At 43.0% G+C, this 18,277-nt stretch carries 12 protein-coding genes and 1 pseudogene; 5 read left to right on the top strand and 8 right to left on the bottom strand.

What is annotated here, in order from left to right:
* Positions 1–19: 19 nt before the first annotated feature.
* The 3 genes from PV403_RS19960 to PV403_RS19950 all read left to right on the top strand — a co-directional run bounded on the left by PV403_RS19960 (position 20) and on the right by PV403_RS19950 (position 5,430).
* Entirely contained in the window at positions 20–901 is an 882-nt protein-coding gene (locus PV403_RS19960) for an ATP-dependent DNA ligase (RefSeq protein WP_332085740.1), read from the top strand.
* A gap of 474 nt (positions 902–1,375) precedes the next feature.
* On the top strand, positions 1,376–4,096 hold the full coding sequence (locus tag PV403_RS19955) for an S-layer homology domain-containing protein (protein WP_332085739.1): 2,721 nt from the start codon (positions 1,376–1,378) through the stop codon (positions 4,094–4,096).
* Positions 4,097–4,698: 602 nt separating this feature from the next.
* On the top strand, positions 4,699–5,430 hold the full coding sequence (locus PV403_RS19950; RefSeq protein ID WP_332085738.1) for a Fic family protein: 732 nt from the start codon (positions 4,699–4,701) through the stop codon (positions 5,428–5,430).
* Between the two features lie 569 nt (positions 5,431–5,999).
* Here PV403_RS19950 and PV403_RS19945 read toward each other — a convergent pair.
* Complete coding sequence (locus PV403_RS19945; protein ID WP_332085736.1) at positions 6,000–6,302, bottom strand: hypothetical protein; 303 nt, start codon at positions 6,300–6,302, stop codon at positions 6,000–6,002.
* A gap of 284 nt (positions 6,303–6,586) precedes the next feature.
* Here PV403_RS19945 and PV403_RS19940 point away from each other — a divergent pair, with 284 nt between their 5' ends.
* Both PV403_RS19940 and PV403_RS19935 read left to right on the top strand, forming a co-directional pair.
* Positions 6,587–7,243, top strand: coding sequence for a hypothetical protein (locus tag PV403_RS19940; protein ID WP_332085735.1), 657 nt, complete (start codon positions 6,587–6,589; stop codon positions 7,241–7,243).
* Between the two features lie 139 nt (positions 7,244–7,382).
* Positions 7,383–8,969 (top strand): hypothetical protein, encoded by a 1,587-nt coding sequence (locus PV403_RS19935; RefSeq protein ID WP_332085734.1) that lies wholly within the window; start codon positions 7,383–7,385, stop codon positions 8,967–8,969.
* A 391-nt stretch (positions 8,970–9,360) separates the two neighbouring features.
* Here PV403_RS19935 and PV403_RS19930 read toward each other — a convergent pair.
* From PV403_RS19930 to PV403_RS19900, 7 genes and pseudogenes are all read right to left on the bottom strand, one after another.
* A pseudogene (locus tag PV403_RS19930) lies at positions 9,361–9,899 on the bottom strand (GNAT family N-acetyltransferase).
* Between the two features lie 299 nt (positions 9,900–10,198).
* The gene (locus tag PV403_RS19925) at positions 10,199–11,590 is read right to left on the bottom strand and encodes an allantoinase (RefSeq protein ID WP_332085733.1); all 1,392 of its coding nucleotides are present in this window, start codon (positions 11,588–11,590) and stop codon (positions 10,199–10,201) included.
* 48 nt (positions 11,591–11,638) lie between these two features.
* Positions 11,639–13,036, bottom strand: a complete 1,398-nt coding sequence (locus PV403_RS19920; RefSeq protein ID WP_332085732.1) for an NCS1 family transporter — start codon at positions 13,034–13,036, stop codon at positions 11,639–11,641.
* Between the two features lie 297 nt (positions 13,037–13,333).
* Positions 13,334–14,194, bottom strand: a complete 861-nt coding sequence (locus tag PV403_RS19915) for a fumarylacetoacetate hydrolase family protein (RefSeq protein WP_332085731.1) — start codon at positions 14,192–14,194, stop codon at positions 13,334–13,336.
* Positions 14,191–15,465: an amidase gene (locus PV403_RS19910; protein WP_332085730.1), complete on the bottom strand. Its 1,275-nt coding sequence runs from the start codon at positions 15,463–15,465 to the stop codon at positions 14,191–14,193. The genes PV403_RS19915 and PV403_RS19910 overlap by 4 nt, the downstream gene beginning before the upstream one ends.
* Positions 15,465–16,856, bottom strand: a complete 1,392-nt coding sequence (locus tag PV403_RS19905) for a uracil/xanthine transporter (protein WP_332085728.1) — start codon at positions 16,854–16,856, stop codon at positions 15,465–15,467. The genes PV403_RS19910 and PV403_RS19905 overlap by 1 nt, the downstream gene beginning before the upstream one ends.
* Before the next feature lie 164 nt (positions 16,857–17,020).
* A complete protein-coding gene (locus PV403_RS19900; protein ID WP_332085727.1) occupies positions 17,021–18,271 on the bottom strand; it encodes a pyridoxal-phosphate-dependent aminotransferase family protein in 1,251 nt (416 codons plus the stop codon).
* Positions 18,272–18,277: the final 6 nt, after the last annotated feature.

The raw sequence follows: 18,277 nt of genomic DNA, 5'->3' as shown, positions 1-18,277 counted from the left end.
TGATTTGAGGTGTTTATTTATGTTCATTAACTCGATGTTATTGGAAACGGCTCAATTGCCGTTCTCAGACAATCAATATATATTTGAACCAAAGATTGACGGTCACCGCTTGATTTATTCGAACCAGGCAGGAAAGATCAAACTATATACAAGGCACCGTACTGAATGCCTAAGACAGTATCCAGAACTTCTAGAGAGCCCATTTGATAAGGATATTGTTTTAGATGGTGAGCTAGCATGTGTGGATTCAGAGACAGGAAGGGTAGACTTCGAACTTATTATGAAGAGATTTCTAGCGAGAAAAGAGGATAAGATCAACCTATATACCCGCACCTTACCCGTAACTTACGTTGTATTTGATATCCTTCACTATGATGGACAGGATACTCGTAAGCTTCCACTACATGAACGCAAGGCACTGCTGCAGGAGATTCCACTTAAGAATCCAAGGATGGGAAAGACTCCATATGTACAAGGAGCAGGTGAATCCTTATTCAAACAAATGGAGGTTAACCAGATGGAGGGCATGGTTGCGAAGCGACTGGATAGTACCTATGTAGGAAGACGCTCTGCTGACTGGCTAAAAGTCATTAACTGGACTTACGTGGATGTCGTCATTATGGGATATCGCAAAAGCGAGTTTGGCTGGATAGCTGGAGTAAAGCAGCCAGGCGGTGAAGTTAAACCTGTAGGAATGATAAGATTCGGGGTATCCCCCAAAGCAAAACAAGAGTTATACAAGATCAGCAGCAAGCTTAAAACCGGAGAAACAGATGATTATGTTTACCTAGAACCGATTATAGGAGCTCAGGTAAAGATACGAAACTGGACTAGAGCTAAAAAGCTTCGTGATCCCGTGTTTGTAAAATTTAATAATGTAGTGCAAAAAGTTGCCCTATGATTGGCAACTTTTTTGGGTTTATGTGAAAAACTATTAGATCTATTGACACCAACATGATAAATACTAAAACAGATGAACACGATATTCTTAAGGCGGCAACGAATCTGCTAAGTCAGTTATTAATTATGACTAACATCGGAAGATCAGCGTCAGAAATGGGATCACTAAGTACAGCTATTAAAGTATGGAACAAAGCCTCAACAATTGTTTACTTGAAGGGGTCAGCAACTTATATAGAGTACTATTAGTCGTACCTTTTAAGCAGTATGATTTCACAAAACAATGGAGTTCATTTTACATATACTGAGATTAACTTTATTTTCTCTTGCTATATCGTACAGAAATGCTATAAAGCGGAATTTGTTCTATAGATGCCCCCAAGTCAAAGTGCTAAATTAACGACATATCAGACAACTGAAATTGAGATTTCTCTTCATTTGCTGGTGTAGTTAGAACATTCACTAGGGGAGCGTGTTGTTACAGGTTATGAATAAACAATCAAAAAGATCTCTAGCATTTCTTCTAATGTTATCTATGGCAAGTTCGTCGGTTGCAGGTCAAAGCTTCGCATCAAATGAGAAGGTTCTATTTTACGATATTAAGGGACACTCGGTAGAAAGCAAAATCCAAGCTTGGATTGATCTAGGAATCGCTCGTGGGTATTCGGACCATACCTTCAAACCGAACAAATCGATAAGTAGAGCTGAGTTCATGAGTTTGGTGAATGCTGCTTTTGGATATTCAGAACAAGAAAAAGTAAACTTTACAGACGTTTCTATGAATGCCTGGTACTACAAGGACGTAGCAGCAGCTGTTGCTGCTGGATATATGAATGGCTTTACAGATGAAACAATCAAGCCGCAAAAATCTATAACCCGTGAAGAAGCGGCACGGATAATCTCTAGTATTTTAAACCTTACAGAGGATAAGGCATCTGCAGATGCCTTTAGCGATTCATCGTCTATATCGGCAGAAAGTAAAGGATCTGTTGGTGCAGTAGTATCAGCAAAAATTATTTCCGGCTATACAGATGGAAGTTTTAAACCTCTTCATTCCATTACGCGGGCAGAGGCAGTCGATGTACTGGTAAATGCGCTAGAAAGAAATACTAAGGCAGGTTCTAAACCATCAAAACCTCTAGGAACCACAAATAAACTAAACGTTACACCGCCCAAGACCTCTTTATCTCCAGTTCACCATGGTGAAAATGCGGCAGATAACACTTTGAAAAGCATTGCCACGACGAATCCATTCATTCAGATATTGGATGGTTTTGACCAAGTATGGTCCATGACCCAACCGGAATGGAGAAATGGAACGGCACTAACTAAGAAGGGAGTAAGCGGAAAAGCCGTAAAGTATGAAGACGGGCCGACCGTATACTTTGACGGATATAAAAACGATGCAACCGCTATAGTTAAAAATAAGAAAACATATGCGAATGAAGAGATTAGAAATAAAGCAACCTGGGTTGCGAATATAAAATATGTAGAAGAAGTTACGCAAAATCGCACGAAAGAAGAAGCACTCGCAGCCTACTACGATGACCAAAGAGATAAGGTTTATAGTATGATGGATGGTTTTGGGCCTCTGGCTAACACTTATGTAGATATAATCAAGCCAATGACTAGTGTGGAAAGAGATATTCATGAAATGGATGTCGTATTGACAGAAATGACTGTGGAAGACGAAAGCCAGGGAATCGGAAGTGACTGGGCCAATACCGAACTTGCGGATATGATTGCTTTATTTGATTCAGTTCGTTTTAAAACTCCTGCCTCATCTAATCCTGCGAAATACTTCTTCTCTTCTCCTAGACCATGGAGAATGAATTCAAACGGAGAGGTTAAAGAGATCGTTGATCGTAATGGATTACCTGTTTGGGAAAAGCTTGGTGAAGGAGAAGAAAAAACTGAGCCTTTACCTTCAGGCGGAAAGAAAGAAACTGGGGAGAAACATTTTCAAAAGTATGAAACAAACGTTGAGGTTATACCTGCACTTAGCTATGTAAGAAGAGTGGCTGAGGATGGAAGAGGTAAAGATGGTGGTTTCCCAAGCGGTCATACAAGTGCATCATACTTATCTGTTTTCCCATTTGCACATGCTACACCTGAGCGATACTCCGAATTTTTAACGAGAGCTGCTCAAATGGGTGAAAACCGAATTGTCGCCGGGATGCACTCACCTCTTGATGTGATTGGTGCAAGAATACAAGCTACAGCTATGGCAGCATACGCATTTAATAAAAAAGAGAATCAAGAATTGTTAGAAAAAGCGTATGAGAATGCAGAGGACGTATTTGGAGCAGCCGCTGCGGCAAATAATATGAGTCTGTACGAGTATGCTCATACGGTAACCGAGGATTATAATTTTGACAGCGCATATGATGAAACAAGATGGGAGAATCATGAAGCAAATAAAGCTTTCTATAGAGAAAAGCTCACTTACGGTTTACCGCAAACTGGAATAAAGGGTTTAGCTCCCGTTGTACCGGAAGGTGCAGAAGCTCTATTGAAAACTCGTCAACCGTATTTATCGGATGAACAGCGTAGAGAAGTGTTATATACTACATCAATTGACTCTGGTTACCCTGTACTAGACGAGTCAAATGGTTGGGGACGATTGGATTTAGTCACAGCAGCTGATGGATATGGTGCGTTTTTAGACAATGTAACGGTAGATATGGATGCTTTAAGAGGCCGGTTTAATGCACAAGACTGGTGGAGAAACGATATTTCAGGTAGCGGTATGCTTACGAAAAAAGGAACAGGGACACTTACATTGACAGGGAAAAACACATACACAGGCGGTACAATTTTGCAGGAAGGTATACTGGAGGCTACATCTGCATCGTCTTTTGGTGCAGGTGACTTATACCAAGAGGATGGTACGATTGTAGTCAACGTTCATGGAGCGGCACTGAATTTAAGTAGGAACTTTACAATGGATAGCGGAACTTTAGAAATGGTAATGAACTCTGATAACAGTCAAGTTAATGTCGGTAAAATGTTGTATCTTGATGGTGGGAGTCTGCATCTAGATTTTTCTAACTATAAGATTAATGGCTCTAAAGATATTACTATAATCACTGCAGGTGCAGTTAAGGGGAAATTTGATCATGTATCTGCTGATGGTTATGATGTAACTGTCACTTACGGAGAGGATCGCATCATCGCACATGTTGTAGCAAAATAAGAAAAGTTTTATGTGATTCTCCTGTGAATGTGACAGTGATCAATCTGATTTGCCTTCTTGTACACTTTAAGTATAAGAAGGCTTTTTGCCTTGTTAAATTACATTACCAAGGCAGATTATCTTTCCAATAATAAAGAAGGTGTGAAGATGGGGGTGAAAACCTATATTACAAGTGAAACCTTACCAGTAACTTTTATGAATGATGGGTAAATAGTAAGTGTTCTTTATATCAAAAATTCAGAAGAAAAATATTACTTAGACCTTGCAAATAATCAACTATCAAGGATCAAAGAAGAAAAATACATATATGAAGATAATGCCGTTATAAAAATTCTTGGATTCGATTATAGTGCTTGTGAAGATACATTATTGGACAATGGCAGGAAAGCTCGTGACCCCGTTTTTGTACAATTCTCATTCGTACGTTTAAAGCTGGATTAAAGCCAACTTCTTATATCTATCTAATACCCCTTCTTCAGCAAAACGAGAACATTTAGTTCTTAAGCAGTTCATAATTTCATAGGAAAGATGCTCGCAGTAGTATTGATAGGAGTTTATTTTGATATAATGCTAGTAATACGAAGTAGGAAGGAAAATGGCTAATGTTTAATCAAATTGATGCTCTTCGAATAGAGGTCGATAAAAAACGCCCGATCAATCCCAAGCTTATGAACACCATTGCTCAAAAATTCCGTGAAGAGTGGACTTATCATACGAATGCAATTGAAGGCAATACATTCACTTATCGTGAAACAGCATTCTTCTTAAGAGAAGGACTGACCGTAAAAGGGAAATCATTAAGAGAACATTTAGAAATAATAAACCATGCAGAAGCTATAGATTACCTAAATGACGCAATCAAACAGAGAGATCTAAACGAAAGCAATATTAAAGATTTTCATGCCATTCTATTTCAGGGAGTAAGGGACATTGACTTTTCTCCTGGAGTTTATAAGAAGATGGATAATCATGTGCTGATTATGTCCGGTAATATCCATCAATATACTCCTGCAGTACAAGTGCCGTATGAAATGGAACAGCTCATTGTATGGTACAATAAAAACTTAGACATGCATCCTGTCAAACTAGCAGCAGTACTGCATCATAAACTCGTTGCTATCCATCCATTTACAGATGGAAACGGTAGGGTCAGTCGGCTTGCTATGAACTTTATACTACTTAAAAACGGTTATCCTCCTGCTATCATTCGTAATGAGAAACGTGAAGATTACTATGTCGCCTTGGAGCAAGCCGATAATGGAGATTTAGAGCCAATTATTAATCTAATTGCATTGGAAGTTAAGTCCAGTCTTGAGATGATGCTATCTGTATAATAGCAAGTAGCGTCATTTATTACACAAATTAAGAAAATAAAAAAAGAAAACCCTAGTCCAAAAAGACTGGTGGGGGGTTGGGGTAGGTTGTTAGCATAATGCTCTCTTAGGGTTACTTAAAGACATATGTACAAAATCCTAATTTTGTGTAAATGATGTCAAGGTCAGCAAGCAGCTCTTACTTATGCGGCGTACTTTGCCACGTTAGAGCTGCTAGCATCAGCCCTGATCTTATAAAGTGCTTGCCCTTTTTATTCATCCTTCTGCAGTACAAGATGAACTTCCCTCTACAGCACGTTTACAGTAAACACAATTCCCTATAAATACTGGTTTTCGAGTTTTCGATCTTATAAAATAGCTCAAGCCTAATCCGAACACGCTCATTAAATGATCTTACTAGTAACTCCTCTGTTAATTGCAGCTCTTGGTAATCGAGCTGCGGGACTCTTCTCTTCCTTTTCGAAACTCTCTTTCCATAAATGCTTCTCTGTGCTCCGGAAGAATTATACGTAATCCTTCAAATACCCCGTTGCCTTGTTACTTACCACTCATAATACTCCCTCCTAATACTATGTCCAGTAATTCATATCCTGGTGTACATCCTTTCTTCGGATCTGGCCACTCGGCTGGTCAAAGTCACTGGGCTTAACAGGCTGCCGTTCCCATCCCTCTAAAATAAGGATAGAATTCGTGTCCGTCTTGTCGGACCAGGATATGTAATGCTCATTCTCAAGATAAAGTAGGGCTTCACGGATCCGCTGCTTATTGTGTCCTGTCTTGATAATCAATTCATCAATCGTTGGAAGCCTTCTACGCTGTCCAGCATAATTATAAAGAATACGGAGGACTTTCCGTTCAAAATCCGGTAACATAACAATACCTCCTTTGACTACTTTGCCATCATTGTATTCCAAACATACGTTCCTATCAATATGAATTTTATCCTTATAGCATAGTCGTAGGAGCCCTTCTATCTCCTACTTTCAAGGCAAAAAGCATTAGTAAAACAAAAAGATACATAGATATGAAGCTTCGAATATTTTATCAGGTGAAACAAACAGGAAAAAAGTACCATTAATATATTTTTTTTATTTTGGTATAGTAGAAATATATTTCCAGTAGGGAAGTAAAATTTTGTGGAGAAAAGGAGAATCATGTGAAAAAGTATCTTATTACAATACTAGTTGCTGTAATGTTTTTAAGTGCTGTTTTACCTGTTCAAAATGCTTTTGCAATTCAACAATCGCTCGAGCAAAATGAGAAACCACAATCTAATGTAGCTGTAGAGAGTATTGAGCCACAGGCTAATGAAGAGTCACAAGCTAATTTAGCCGAAGAGAGTATAGAGCCACAAGCTAATGAAGATGAACTGATTCAGCCAACAGCTGTACCTTTAATCGTTGGCGCTATTATTGGCTATGCGGTTCGATATGGAGCACAAAAAGCTATCGTTAAGTATGGTCAAAAAGCTGTAGATGATGCACTAAAACACTCTTACAAATCATTTGATACATTAAAAAGAAACATCGGCGCTGCTGGTACTAATAAGCATTGGCATCATATAGTAGAACAATCTCAAATTACTCGTTCAGGTTTTAACCCATTTGATATTCACTTTGCTAGAAATGTAATTGACCTTGATGCTTCGACCCATTCAAAAATAACAGGGTTTTACAACAGTCTACAACAAGGCTATGCACCGTACAGAACAGTAAGACATTGGATGGATGCTCAGCCATATGATGTACAGTATAAAGAAGGACTTAAGATTATGAAGAGTTTTGGTGTTGATGCTGTTGGACTACTTAAATAGGATATAATATAGACAGTTGTTCTTCTAAAGAATAGGTTCTTAGAAACCCATCTTTTAATTGAAGGACACACTGTCTTTTTTATTATGAGTTAGTATTAGAATAATAAAACTTAGCTTGGCCTAAAAAGGAGCTGAACAAATGCTGAAAGAACAAACAACGTCAGAAATTATTCGTTTAGTCGATTTGTATAAGCAGTTAAATCAAGAAGAACACTTTAAGCAAGCTGGGGATGTATATAAAAAACTAACAAATCATGTATTTAAAAAGCTCACTAGAGATATTCAGGTCTTTAAAAGTGTCGTAGATGATCTGCTATTCTATAAACAAAATCCATCCGTGCAAATTGAGATTGCTACGGAAGCGATTGGAATGGGTTATCGTAAAGAAGAAGCTATTAAAATTCTAGAAGACTATGCACAATGGACATCTGAAATGACCTTTCAAAATGAGAAAGGCATGCTATGTAACATCGCACAGAAGAGATTGCATAATTTACTTGGTTACAAATTAAACTACGACGAAAACAATACATGGGTTAGATCTAATAATCAGGAAATCACGCCCATTTATAAGCAATTCTTTGAACAACGCTCTAACAACAGCATAGATGTAACAAGCAAATCGGTTGGATATACAAACAAAGAAGGACAGCAATTTATTGTAAGTGAAATATTAAACATCTATCCTGATGATGCGGATTGTTTTTTATTATTTTGTTCAACGAAAGATGCAACAAATAGTTATATTTTGATTTCAAGTGATGGGGAGCTACTACATGTATATGATGAATTCTTACATATGGAGACGTTCCATAATGATCGTTCAATAGTTTCTATTCAAACTACGACTGATGAAAGAGGAATGTACGGAGTCGTAAAGCGAGATGGAGAAATTTATATTCCGATAAAATACAACGAAGTTAGGAGGTTGAGTGACTTTTTCTTTATGTGTATACGTTCATCAGATCAAGGGGACTTGTACCATCAATCAGGACAATTGATTCTTGAGAATATAAGTATTTATGAACTGGTTGTAAATAAGGGAGCTTCTTTTATTTATCAGAATATACTATATGACGAAACTGGGCAAACAATAGTAGATTTAATTTCTGTAGGAAGTAATTGGGAAGCTTCAGATAGTTTAGGTGAATATGTCGGCTTTGATTCAGCTAATGATGTTATTTACATTAATGATAATGGACGTGTTCTACCCGTTAAAGAAATTGATTTTGAAACGCATTTTATGCTAGATAAGGAAGGAGAAGTCTATATCCTGCATCATGATGGTATTTCAACGCTTCGGATGGATGGGAAAGATTATATTTTGTCAGGCAATTATTATTCAATTATAAAAAGATTCTCAAATGATCATTTCATTCTTAGAGATGGATCTGCAGACGGATCGTTCCTGTGGGTTGATCGCAAGAAGAGGAAACTGCAACTTTTTAGTGCTGTTCAGTGTACAAACTACGGTTATTGGTTCGCAAAAGAGAGTTATACGGACAGCAATTTATCATCCTTTTGGCTTATTATGAACAGTAAGGGAGATAGATGCATAACAGAAAAGCATCAAATAATAAATATATATGAAGATCATGAAAATGACGCTTGGATAATCGAGAATGTAGAGCTGGAGGAATTTTTCTTCCTAGCCTTAAAGAAAAAAGTAATAAAAAAAGAAATCGTAGTGAAAAATTTCATTAAAAAAAATGTAATTAAAAAGTAAGCTCGGAATATAAAAACGTTTCATAGTAAGCTTTTGGTTTTATGCTGCAGCTACCGGTAACGGGGACTGCAGCATTTTTGATTTTCTAACCAAATGAGAACCTTCAAAATATCCTGTTACCACTTTTCATCATAATTCTCCCTCCTAATTTTGAGTCCAGCAACTAATATTACATCTTTTCTTAGGATCATGCTAAAGTCACCAGGATTAAAATTAGTAGTGTAAACTCACAATACAATCAAAACTAAAACTAAAAACCACCTTTTTTGAAGTGACCCCTAAATGTTAGACATCAACTAACATTTAGGGTGGCTAATTTCGTACATAAAGGGCTTTCACAGATTTAATTTTCGTTTTCTTTTATGTTCCAGTTCGAACTATGAGTACTGCATTAAACAAAGATGGCCACGACCTTGGATCCTCCAATTTCTTTATAGAAGAAAAGCGTCGCATCCAGGTCTCCGCTTGCGGATTTTGCATAACGGGGAATCATCCCGGCCTCCACATATCCTTCTGACCGGTACAGTATATTAGAGGGATCACCGTAACGAGTATCCAGCACCAGCAGGCTTCGCCCTTCTGCTATAGCCCTGGACTCCACAGCCCTCATAAGTTCTCTGCCTATACCTCTCTGGCGCATGTCAGGATGAACCATCAGTTTGGCCACCTCCGCTCTGTGCAGTCCATTCTCCTTCAATGACAAGTGCAGCTGGATGGTCCCGCAGATCACTTCCCGTTCCTTGGCCACCCACAGGAGAACACCTTCATCTAGACCCCCCCGCCAATAGGCTCGCGCACTCTCTGGCTGAGCGGGGGTAAGAATCCAATTGAAGCTCCGTCTTCCACTACTGCAATCAACAAATTACTCAGGTTCTGTAAAAGTGCCTCATCTATTACTTCTACCTCTACACACTGTAGATTGCTTATCATGATTGCTAGCCCCTTCTACCTTGATTTTTCCAGCTCCTTAAGCTATCATCATTCTCTTTTTCCTCAGCCTCTTTCAGCTCCGAGAGTGCTTCTTAAACTACTTGGAAAAACCGCAGACCGTCATGCTTATATCGTATTTGAGGAAAGTTTGGTATACGTTGATCCGCATGTCTCATATAACCGGAGAGCTGCTGGCTAACCTCGCTCAAATCGAAGCAGCATTGGTGAATATTTTCATTTCGTCTCTACTATTGAAGCACTCTCACTAGCGTTCCTAAATGTTTGGAACAGATATATTCCTAAGAAAATGATCCCTGCTTTCCTAGTATTTGCTGATACGGTTTCTGCCAGGAGCCCTCTGGATCCTCCGTGGACACTTCGCCTTCATGAACGACGATATGTCCACGAACGATGGCACCTGTTACGCTGCACGGGAATGTATGGCCAATGTATAGGCTTTGTTTATGCTTCGCATAATAGTTTTCTTCTGTTACAGTAAACGTTTTGCTCAAATCGACAATTGCCAGATCCGCATCCATTCCGATGGCGATACTGCCTTTACTGCCGGCAAGACCGAAGCGTTCGGCCGGATTTGACGCTGTCCAAGCAGCGACCTGCGTGAGCGGAATGTCGTGAGCTATTGCGAGTTCCAGTGCCGATAGCAACGTGAACTGACCACCGCTAATGCCGCCCCATGCTTGGAAGAGGTTATAATCTTTCGGGTCCTTCATATCGTACGGACACGGAGAATGGTCCGACGACAGCATATCGAATTTGCCATCCACCAGCAAGGCGATCAGCCGCTGCTGCTCGCGCGCTTCGCGCAGTGGAGGTGCACATTTGGCTATGCTGCCTCTTTCCCGCAGACTGTTGTGATTAAAAAGCAGATAATGCGGGCACGTCTCGACAGAAACATTCATACCGCGATTCTTCGCCGCCTCGATTTTGGCCACGGCTGCTGCCGAGCTGATGTGCACGAAGTGCAGCGCACAGCCGGTTATTTCAGAATAATGCAGTGCTCGTTCTACCGCTTCAACTTCGGCTAGAATTGGGCGCGTCTCCAGATAATCGTCAGCACTGACAAGTCCCGCTGCTTCTTTTTCTGTTTTTAGCCAGTCGGTGATCGCCGCGCTCTCGGAATGCAAAGCCAGCACCTTGCCAAGTGCCGCAATCTTTTTCATGCCGTTCAGCAGCGTTATATCATCCACTGCTTCGAATTCCTTGTTGCCTGTCGTGGACAAGAATGCTTTGAACCCGATAACACCGGACTCTGCCAGTGCCTGAAGATCATCGTCGTTACCCGGTACGAGTCCGCCCCAAAGACCGAAATCGACGAGCGACTTTTCGTTTCCGAGACGAGCTTTATCCAGCAACGCCTCCTCTTTTATAGTAGACGGAATGCCGTTTAGCGGCATATCGAAGAAAGTGGTGCAGCCGCCGGCAGCCATCATAGCCGATCCGGTCGTAAATCCTTCCCAGTGTTCTCGGCCTGGTTCGCTGAAATGAACGTGTACGTCAATCATGCCTGGAAGTACATAACTGCCCGATACGTCCCACTTAGACTTTGCTTCACCCTCTAGATTCGCAGCAATCGCCGCGATTTTTCCATCCTTTATTCCAATATCGACTTTATCAACGCCGCTCGGCAGTACCACACTACCGCCAAGAATCATTAGATCATAATGTTCCATACTCGTCTCTCCTTATAGGTGATTTCTAAATGTAAGGATTTAGCTCGATTATTCAAAAATCGTATCTTTTTTGAATGATGAACCTTTGAAAGCAAATTTGCTTAGCAAAAGATATGCAGTGCCGGCTACGGTAAATCCAATAATCCAGCCCATCTCGACGAGTAAAAAGGCAGCTCCTGCACCAATAAGCATGGCAAGTATGGCGCTTGGATTATAGCCTTGAAAAGCACCATCTTCCAGGTACAACTCTTTCGTATTCACCTCTTGTTTGCGAAGAATATAGTATTCCACTAACATAATGGCGACGATCGGTCCGAGAAATGCAGAGTACATCAGGATGAACATATTTAGGCCTTTGGCAGAAGAGTCCTGCACGAGTATCCAAGGGAAGGAGCAGAGTGCTAGTAATCCGGTGATAATGACGGAAGGTTTGTATTTCAGCTTGGTAACGAGTGAAATAACGTAAGCGGGCGGTACAATGTTAGCTACCATGTTGACAGCAACCGCACCGATGACGATGAATGCAGATACTCCAACTGTAATATACGGATTGTCGACAATCACAGCGAATGCTTTAACTGGGTTTGAGATGCCTGTTGCCGCAGCCATCATCGCCCCGATCGTTAGAACAAATCCGTAGGCGATAAAGATAGGCAAGAAATACAGCATACTTCGTTTTTTATCGCTGATGCCGCTTTTAAGTTCTCGGGAATAGTCCGCTGCGCTTAAGAAAATTGCTGCATAGTTGCCGAGGAATACCATAATAAAAGCGAAGAAGGGGAGTCCCCATGTACCCTTTGCGTTGACCCAGTGTTCTGAAATCGCCGTACTGTGGGAGTTGAGCAAGATGCCAAACACGTAGATGAGGGCCAGCAAGATGACGACGGAGGCAAGCATTTCTACCCACTTGATTGCATGAAATCCGTAAAGTGAGAGGACAATCTGAACTGCCTGCAAGATTACAAAACAAATCGGGATGCTGTCGAAGCTGCCGCTGCTAAGTACCTTTACTATCTCATTTAGCGCCGTAGCCCCCACCCAGCTCTGAAAACCATACCAGACAATGGCGGGCACTCCGCGCAGGAATGAGGAGATAATAGATCCCTTGATGCCAAATGACATCCGCAGCTGAACTACATAAGGGATGCCCGTCCGGTATCCGAACCGATCGTTCAGGGCAAAAACCACGGAAATGATGCCAATTGCAAGGATCGCAGCTACAAACGTTTGGAACAGATTGAGCGTTGCCACTCCAGCAGCAATCAGACTCGCCCCAAGCGTCATATTGCCGAGGTTCACGCCGTCGCCGATCCACATAAACATGTAAGAGACTGGTCCAATCTTTCTGTCGCTCCCCAGCTTTGGTTTCAAAGACTCATCCACAGGGGTAGTTTCCTGCTGGTGCTGCGACCCTTCTAACACTAAATCTGCCACATTCGTAGACATACTCGGTCAACTCCCTCGTTTAATGGGTGCACAAGGCGAATTTGATGAAAAACCGCCTTGTGCATTTATCCCAAATGATAAATGTAAGAAAACATAACCTGTTATGTATCTTGTAATTCTCTTTTTCGTTTCTGCTTCTTATTTTATCAATTTGTCTTCATAAATCATTGACAAAAACGTAGATTATTGCCGAGTCATATGTGGAATATGACTAAAAAAATATTACATCAGATGTTAATTTGTAATGTATGCGCTATATTTGAACTTTTCATATGTAAATAAGTGCAAATATTTAATTCATACTTCTACCGAATTAATTAATGTTTTGAGCCCGGTAATTCGGCATTCCACCTTGTCGCCCTGTTTAATCACGACTGAACCCGGTGTCCCTGTTAATATCACATCACCCGGATGCAGTGTCATTACGTGAGATAGGAAAGAAATAAGGTAAGCAGGGGAAAAGATCATCCTGCTGACCGTGCTGTTATGTGCGACCTCACCGTTTAGCACGGTTTCAACCTCTAGTTCTGACAAACTGGCATATTCGTCAATGGTAGAAAGTGAAGCCCCGAGACTGAAAAACGTATCGAAGCTTTTGGCACGCTGCATAAAACGCGGATTTTGTGCGTGTATATCTTTGGCAGTCATATCAAGCGTAGTCGTAATACCTGCAATGACGCTCAGGGCTTCATCTTCGCTGATTTCTTTGCATGTTTGGCCAATGACAATCCCAAGCTCAGCTTCGGCTGTGATTTGCCCTGCACTTTTCGGCAGACGGATGTATTCTCCCGGGCCAATCAGTGATGTGTCCGGTTTGAGAAAAATAACTGGCTCATCCTCAGGTGGACGTCCAGAAATCTCGATTGCCTTTGCCAGATAGTTCATACCAATGCCCATAATCTTGCCAGGCTTACGATAAAGTGCGCGATAAGAGACTTGCGTAAGTCCAAGAGCCGGCAGGTGAGTGAAAAGATTTTCCCCGCCGCCAGTATACCAGCCCAGCAGTTTTTTTAGCTGGTTTTTTTGTAATAGCCCATATAGGTCGGTTTCCCAATCCGCCCCTTCCTGTTCGTTTACCCAAACCAGTGGGATTAAGCCCCGATCTGTTAAAAAGGCAGCTTGCTCCCTTCCTTCGTGTACAATCGTCGCTAGTCTCATCCGCGCACCTCTTCCATAAAATGTTGTACTGTCCACTGTAATAGTCTCAAATCTGTATTCGGACCGCCAATAAAGGAAAGTCCAATTGGTAAACCGTCTTGACGTATCACAGGTATGGTGACCTGCGGCAGTCCCGAAAGTCCTGCGATACAGGACAGCTGTATGGTCTTTGCTCGGTAAGTCTCCGCTTCAATTCCTTCTAGCCCAAGCAGAGGAGCTGGTCCTGGTGCAGTCGGTATTGCCAGGAGCCCGTCTTCGCCCAGCAGTTCAATAAGCTTGCTACGAATACGGGTACGTAGTTCGATTTCTGCCGTACTTGCGGATTCTTTCAGCGTGCTGGCCCACTCAAAACGTTCCGCGATTCCAGGACCGAACTTCGGGTGCTTACTTTTTATCCATTCGCCGTGTTCTTGGGCAATTTCCAGCCCTTGAAGCACCCGGAATGCTGCCGACCATTGGGTCAGGTCCTCTCCTTCTCCTGTTAACCGGACGACTGCCGCTCCGCCATCCTGCCAGTCAGCAAGCCCTGTTAGCTTCGTAGTCAGAAGCGACCGGTCGTCGCTACCGAGCAGGCTCCAAGCCTCCTCTGCCTTGATAAAACGCATGAACTGCTTTGCATCCCCGCCAGATGGGTGATTTTTCCCGTTCTCAAGTAGAACGGTGCCTACATCCAGTATTATTTTGGCAGTTCGGCTCATCCAGCCAACCGTATCAAAGCTGCGTGCTAAAGGAATGACACCTTCTGCAGACACTGCTCCGTGCGTAGGGCGAAAGCCATACAGACCGCAGTATGATGATGGAATGCGCACCGAACCGCCGGTATCTGTTCCTATAGCAAAATCGACCAGTTCAGCTGCCACCGCGACGGCTGAACCGCTTGACGAACCTCCAGGTATACGGTCTGGTGCGGCGGGGTTTACCGGAGTTCCATAGTGAGCATTTTCCCCATTCAGGCTATACATTAACTCGTCGGTCTGAGTTGTACCTTCCAGACTAGCTCCGTTTGCCAGCAAGGAAAGGATAGCCGCAGCGGTAGATTCTGCAGGCCCGTGAGTTCTCAGCCAATCCGGATTTCCTGCCCCGCTCGTTGTGTTCTTGATATTAAAGACGTCTTTGACGGCAAATGTTAATCCGGTGAGCCGGCCCGTTCCCGTGCCCTCTAGCTTAATGGAGTTATCGACGAAAGCACCCCAGTTGTCGGGCCTGGATGAAGAATTTTCTGTTTTTGCATTTTGTTTTAATACCTCTGTTTTTTCCTCTATTCCTCTCATCATTGTTCTCCTTTCGTGTTTGAGTTAAGGCTAGCAACGCTCTTCGCAGCATCTGGATATTTGCGTTTTACGCACAGGACCTTCGGTAGGTTTCTGGCCTGCTCCTTTTTAGAAACGCGGAGGAAGTCCAGCACCAATGCCAGTAAAATGCCGACCAGTAGCCCATTTCCGAGCAGTGGTCGAAGTAAGGGGGGCAGTGAAGAGAAAGCTTCTGACGGCAATCCCATAATGATAATACCGACGAATAATGGTGCAGCTGTTCGGTATAGGTTTGCTGCATCCATGTGGATCTGTGCGAAATATTGCAGTGACGAGCCAAGCAGCCGCAAATAAGTCACTAAAAGTACAGCACTACCGATGCTAAGAGGTAGTTGTGTTAATACGGCACTGACCGCTGGAACCAAGCCAATTCCGAGGAATAGCAAACCGCCTATGACGAAGGGAAGACGGTCCCTGATGCGGGTTTGCTCAAGAAAACCTACAGACGATACATAAGGCGCATATGGCACAAGTCCGAGTAACCCCGAAATAACCGCCATTACACCGCTGATTACAAAAGATCGTCTGTACTGACTGCCGGTCGCTTCTTGCCTATAGATACTGTCCGTTCCTTTTAGTGCGCCAAACGTATTCGAGGCGTTAACCAGCCCGGCGATGACCGCAATCGTCACAACACCAGCATTGAGGCCATCTGATGGTTTGCCAAGTGGAAACCAGGAAACATCCAGCATCCCGGAGCTTGCTGCTCTGCTTTCTGTGCCAAAAAACAGCGCATGTAGTGCCCATCCTCCCAAAATGCCAATTAAAAGCGCGTACTGTCCAATAGAGGGTCTAGCTTTAATAGACAGGACAGCTACGAAAACAGATATCGCTGCAGCTAAAAGAAAAATGCCTGGCTGAATGACAGATGTTTCCGCGGCCGAACCAGACGAAATACCAAGCATGCCTTGAAGAAAAATGGTGTTCAGCCGGGTGCCGAGTAGAAGCATGAATACAGCCATCACGCCGGGTGTAAACAGCTTTGACAATGGAGCGGCCAGTCCGCAGACGCCGATCATGACCGTAAGTACGCCAGAGATTATGATTCCAACTGCCAGGCTTCCTCCGAGTTCTGTAAGCGAAATGCCTAGTGACGGTGCGGCTACACTGAGACTCAGAATAACGCTCCACCATAGCCCCGACTGTCCTTCCATAATAGATCTTTTATGCCCGAGTCCTGCTTGTATCACGCAGGCGAGCCCGGTAAGAACAAACGAGCATTGAATTAGGAATTGAATCTTCTCTTGCGGCAGTCCAAACGCTGCCCCGACCGTAATTGGAATAACCACCGTGTTAGTAAATAAGAAAAACAGCCACTGCAGTCCTGCAAGAGATGAGCGCAGCGAGATCATATTGTTCATACTTCACCTTCCACATGAAACTTCGTTGAATCTGCTCTTTGCGCTTCTACAACGAAGCTGGATTTATGCAAAAGGATTCCGGAAGGTCTCCGGAATCCTTCTGCATTTTAAAAGATGCCAGTAGCTCTGCAGCTCGTTTTTGTCAAAATCCGCCTTTAACTCTGCGCTACATCTAACTGTGCTTCGTCATAGACATCAAGTGCCTTTTGAACTCCTTGACCAATCACGATCGGAGCATTATGTCTGATTAATACGGCTTCTAGTGCTGACAAAACAAAGAGTATGTTCTCCTTTCGGCAGCTGTACCCCATCGTACCAATCCGCCAAATCTGACCATGAAGTGGCCCAAATGAACTGGCAATCTCGATGCCAAATTGATTTAGCAGCATGCTCCGAACGGACTCCCCGTCAACACCTGCTGGAATATTCACGCAAGTTACGACCGGCAGTTTCCACGCTACGTCGTTGAACAACCCTAGCCCCATGCCACGTATACCGGCCACCAGTGCTTTTTCATGTAGTTTATGTCTTTTGAAACGCTCTTCTAATCCTTCGCTAAGCAGGATACGTAGACCTTCACGAAGTGCGTACAACATGGACGTCGCTTCCGTATGATGGTTCAGCCTGCGAGGTCCCCAGTAATCCTGAAGCTGGCTTACATCTAAATAATTGCTGCGGATCGGCTGCGCGACATTTCTCTCGTCACTGTCGAGCGCGACGCCGCGCTCAACTTTTTTCCGGCTTGCAAGAATACGTTCTACTCGGTCGTTATATGTAATCGGGGCCATGCCGGACGGCACAGAAATGCATTTCTGCGTCCCGCCGATGACTGCATCAAGCTGCCATTCATCCACTTTGACTTGTGTACCGCCGATGGTTGCGACTGCATCCACTACTGTCAAGACACCGAGCTTACGACAAGCTGGTCCAATTTTGTCCAGTGGCTGCATGCAGCCGGTTGAAGTTTCCCCGTGTACAATCGCCAAAATTTTGGGCTGAATCCGTCGGACCTCGTCAATGACGGCTTGTTGGTCGAATACTTCTCCCCACGGACACTCCATAAAATGAAGCTCGGCTCCATAACGCTCAGCGATTTCGGTTAGCAGATGGCCGAATCGGCCGAAGATTGGAACGAGTACCTTGTCGCCTGGTTCGATCAGGCTGCACAGTACAGCCTCCAAACCAGAACGGGAAGTGCCGTCGACCGGAAAGGCCCACTGGTTGTTTGTCTGAAATGTCTGCCGCAGCATATCCATGGTTTCGTTCATCATTCGTGTAAATTCCGGATCAAACTGGCCTAGAATCGGCGTTGCCATTGCGCGCAGCACTCTTGGATCAACCTCGACCGGCCCTGGCGTCATTATTGTTCTTATTGGTGCTTGGATTTCTTGGTAATATTTCGTCATCTCATA

Source organism: Paenibacillus sp. GYB006 (assembly GCF_036577645.1).
Classification (GTDB): domain Bacteria; phylum Bacillota; class Bacilli; order Paenibacillales; family Paenibacillaceae; genus Paenibacillus.
Note: the sequence above shows the minus strand (reverse complement) of the source record. Positions and strands in the feature narration are given on the sequence as shown.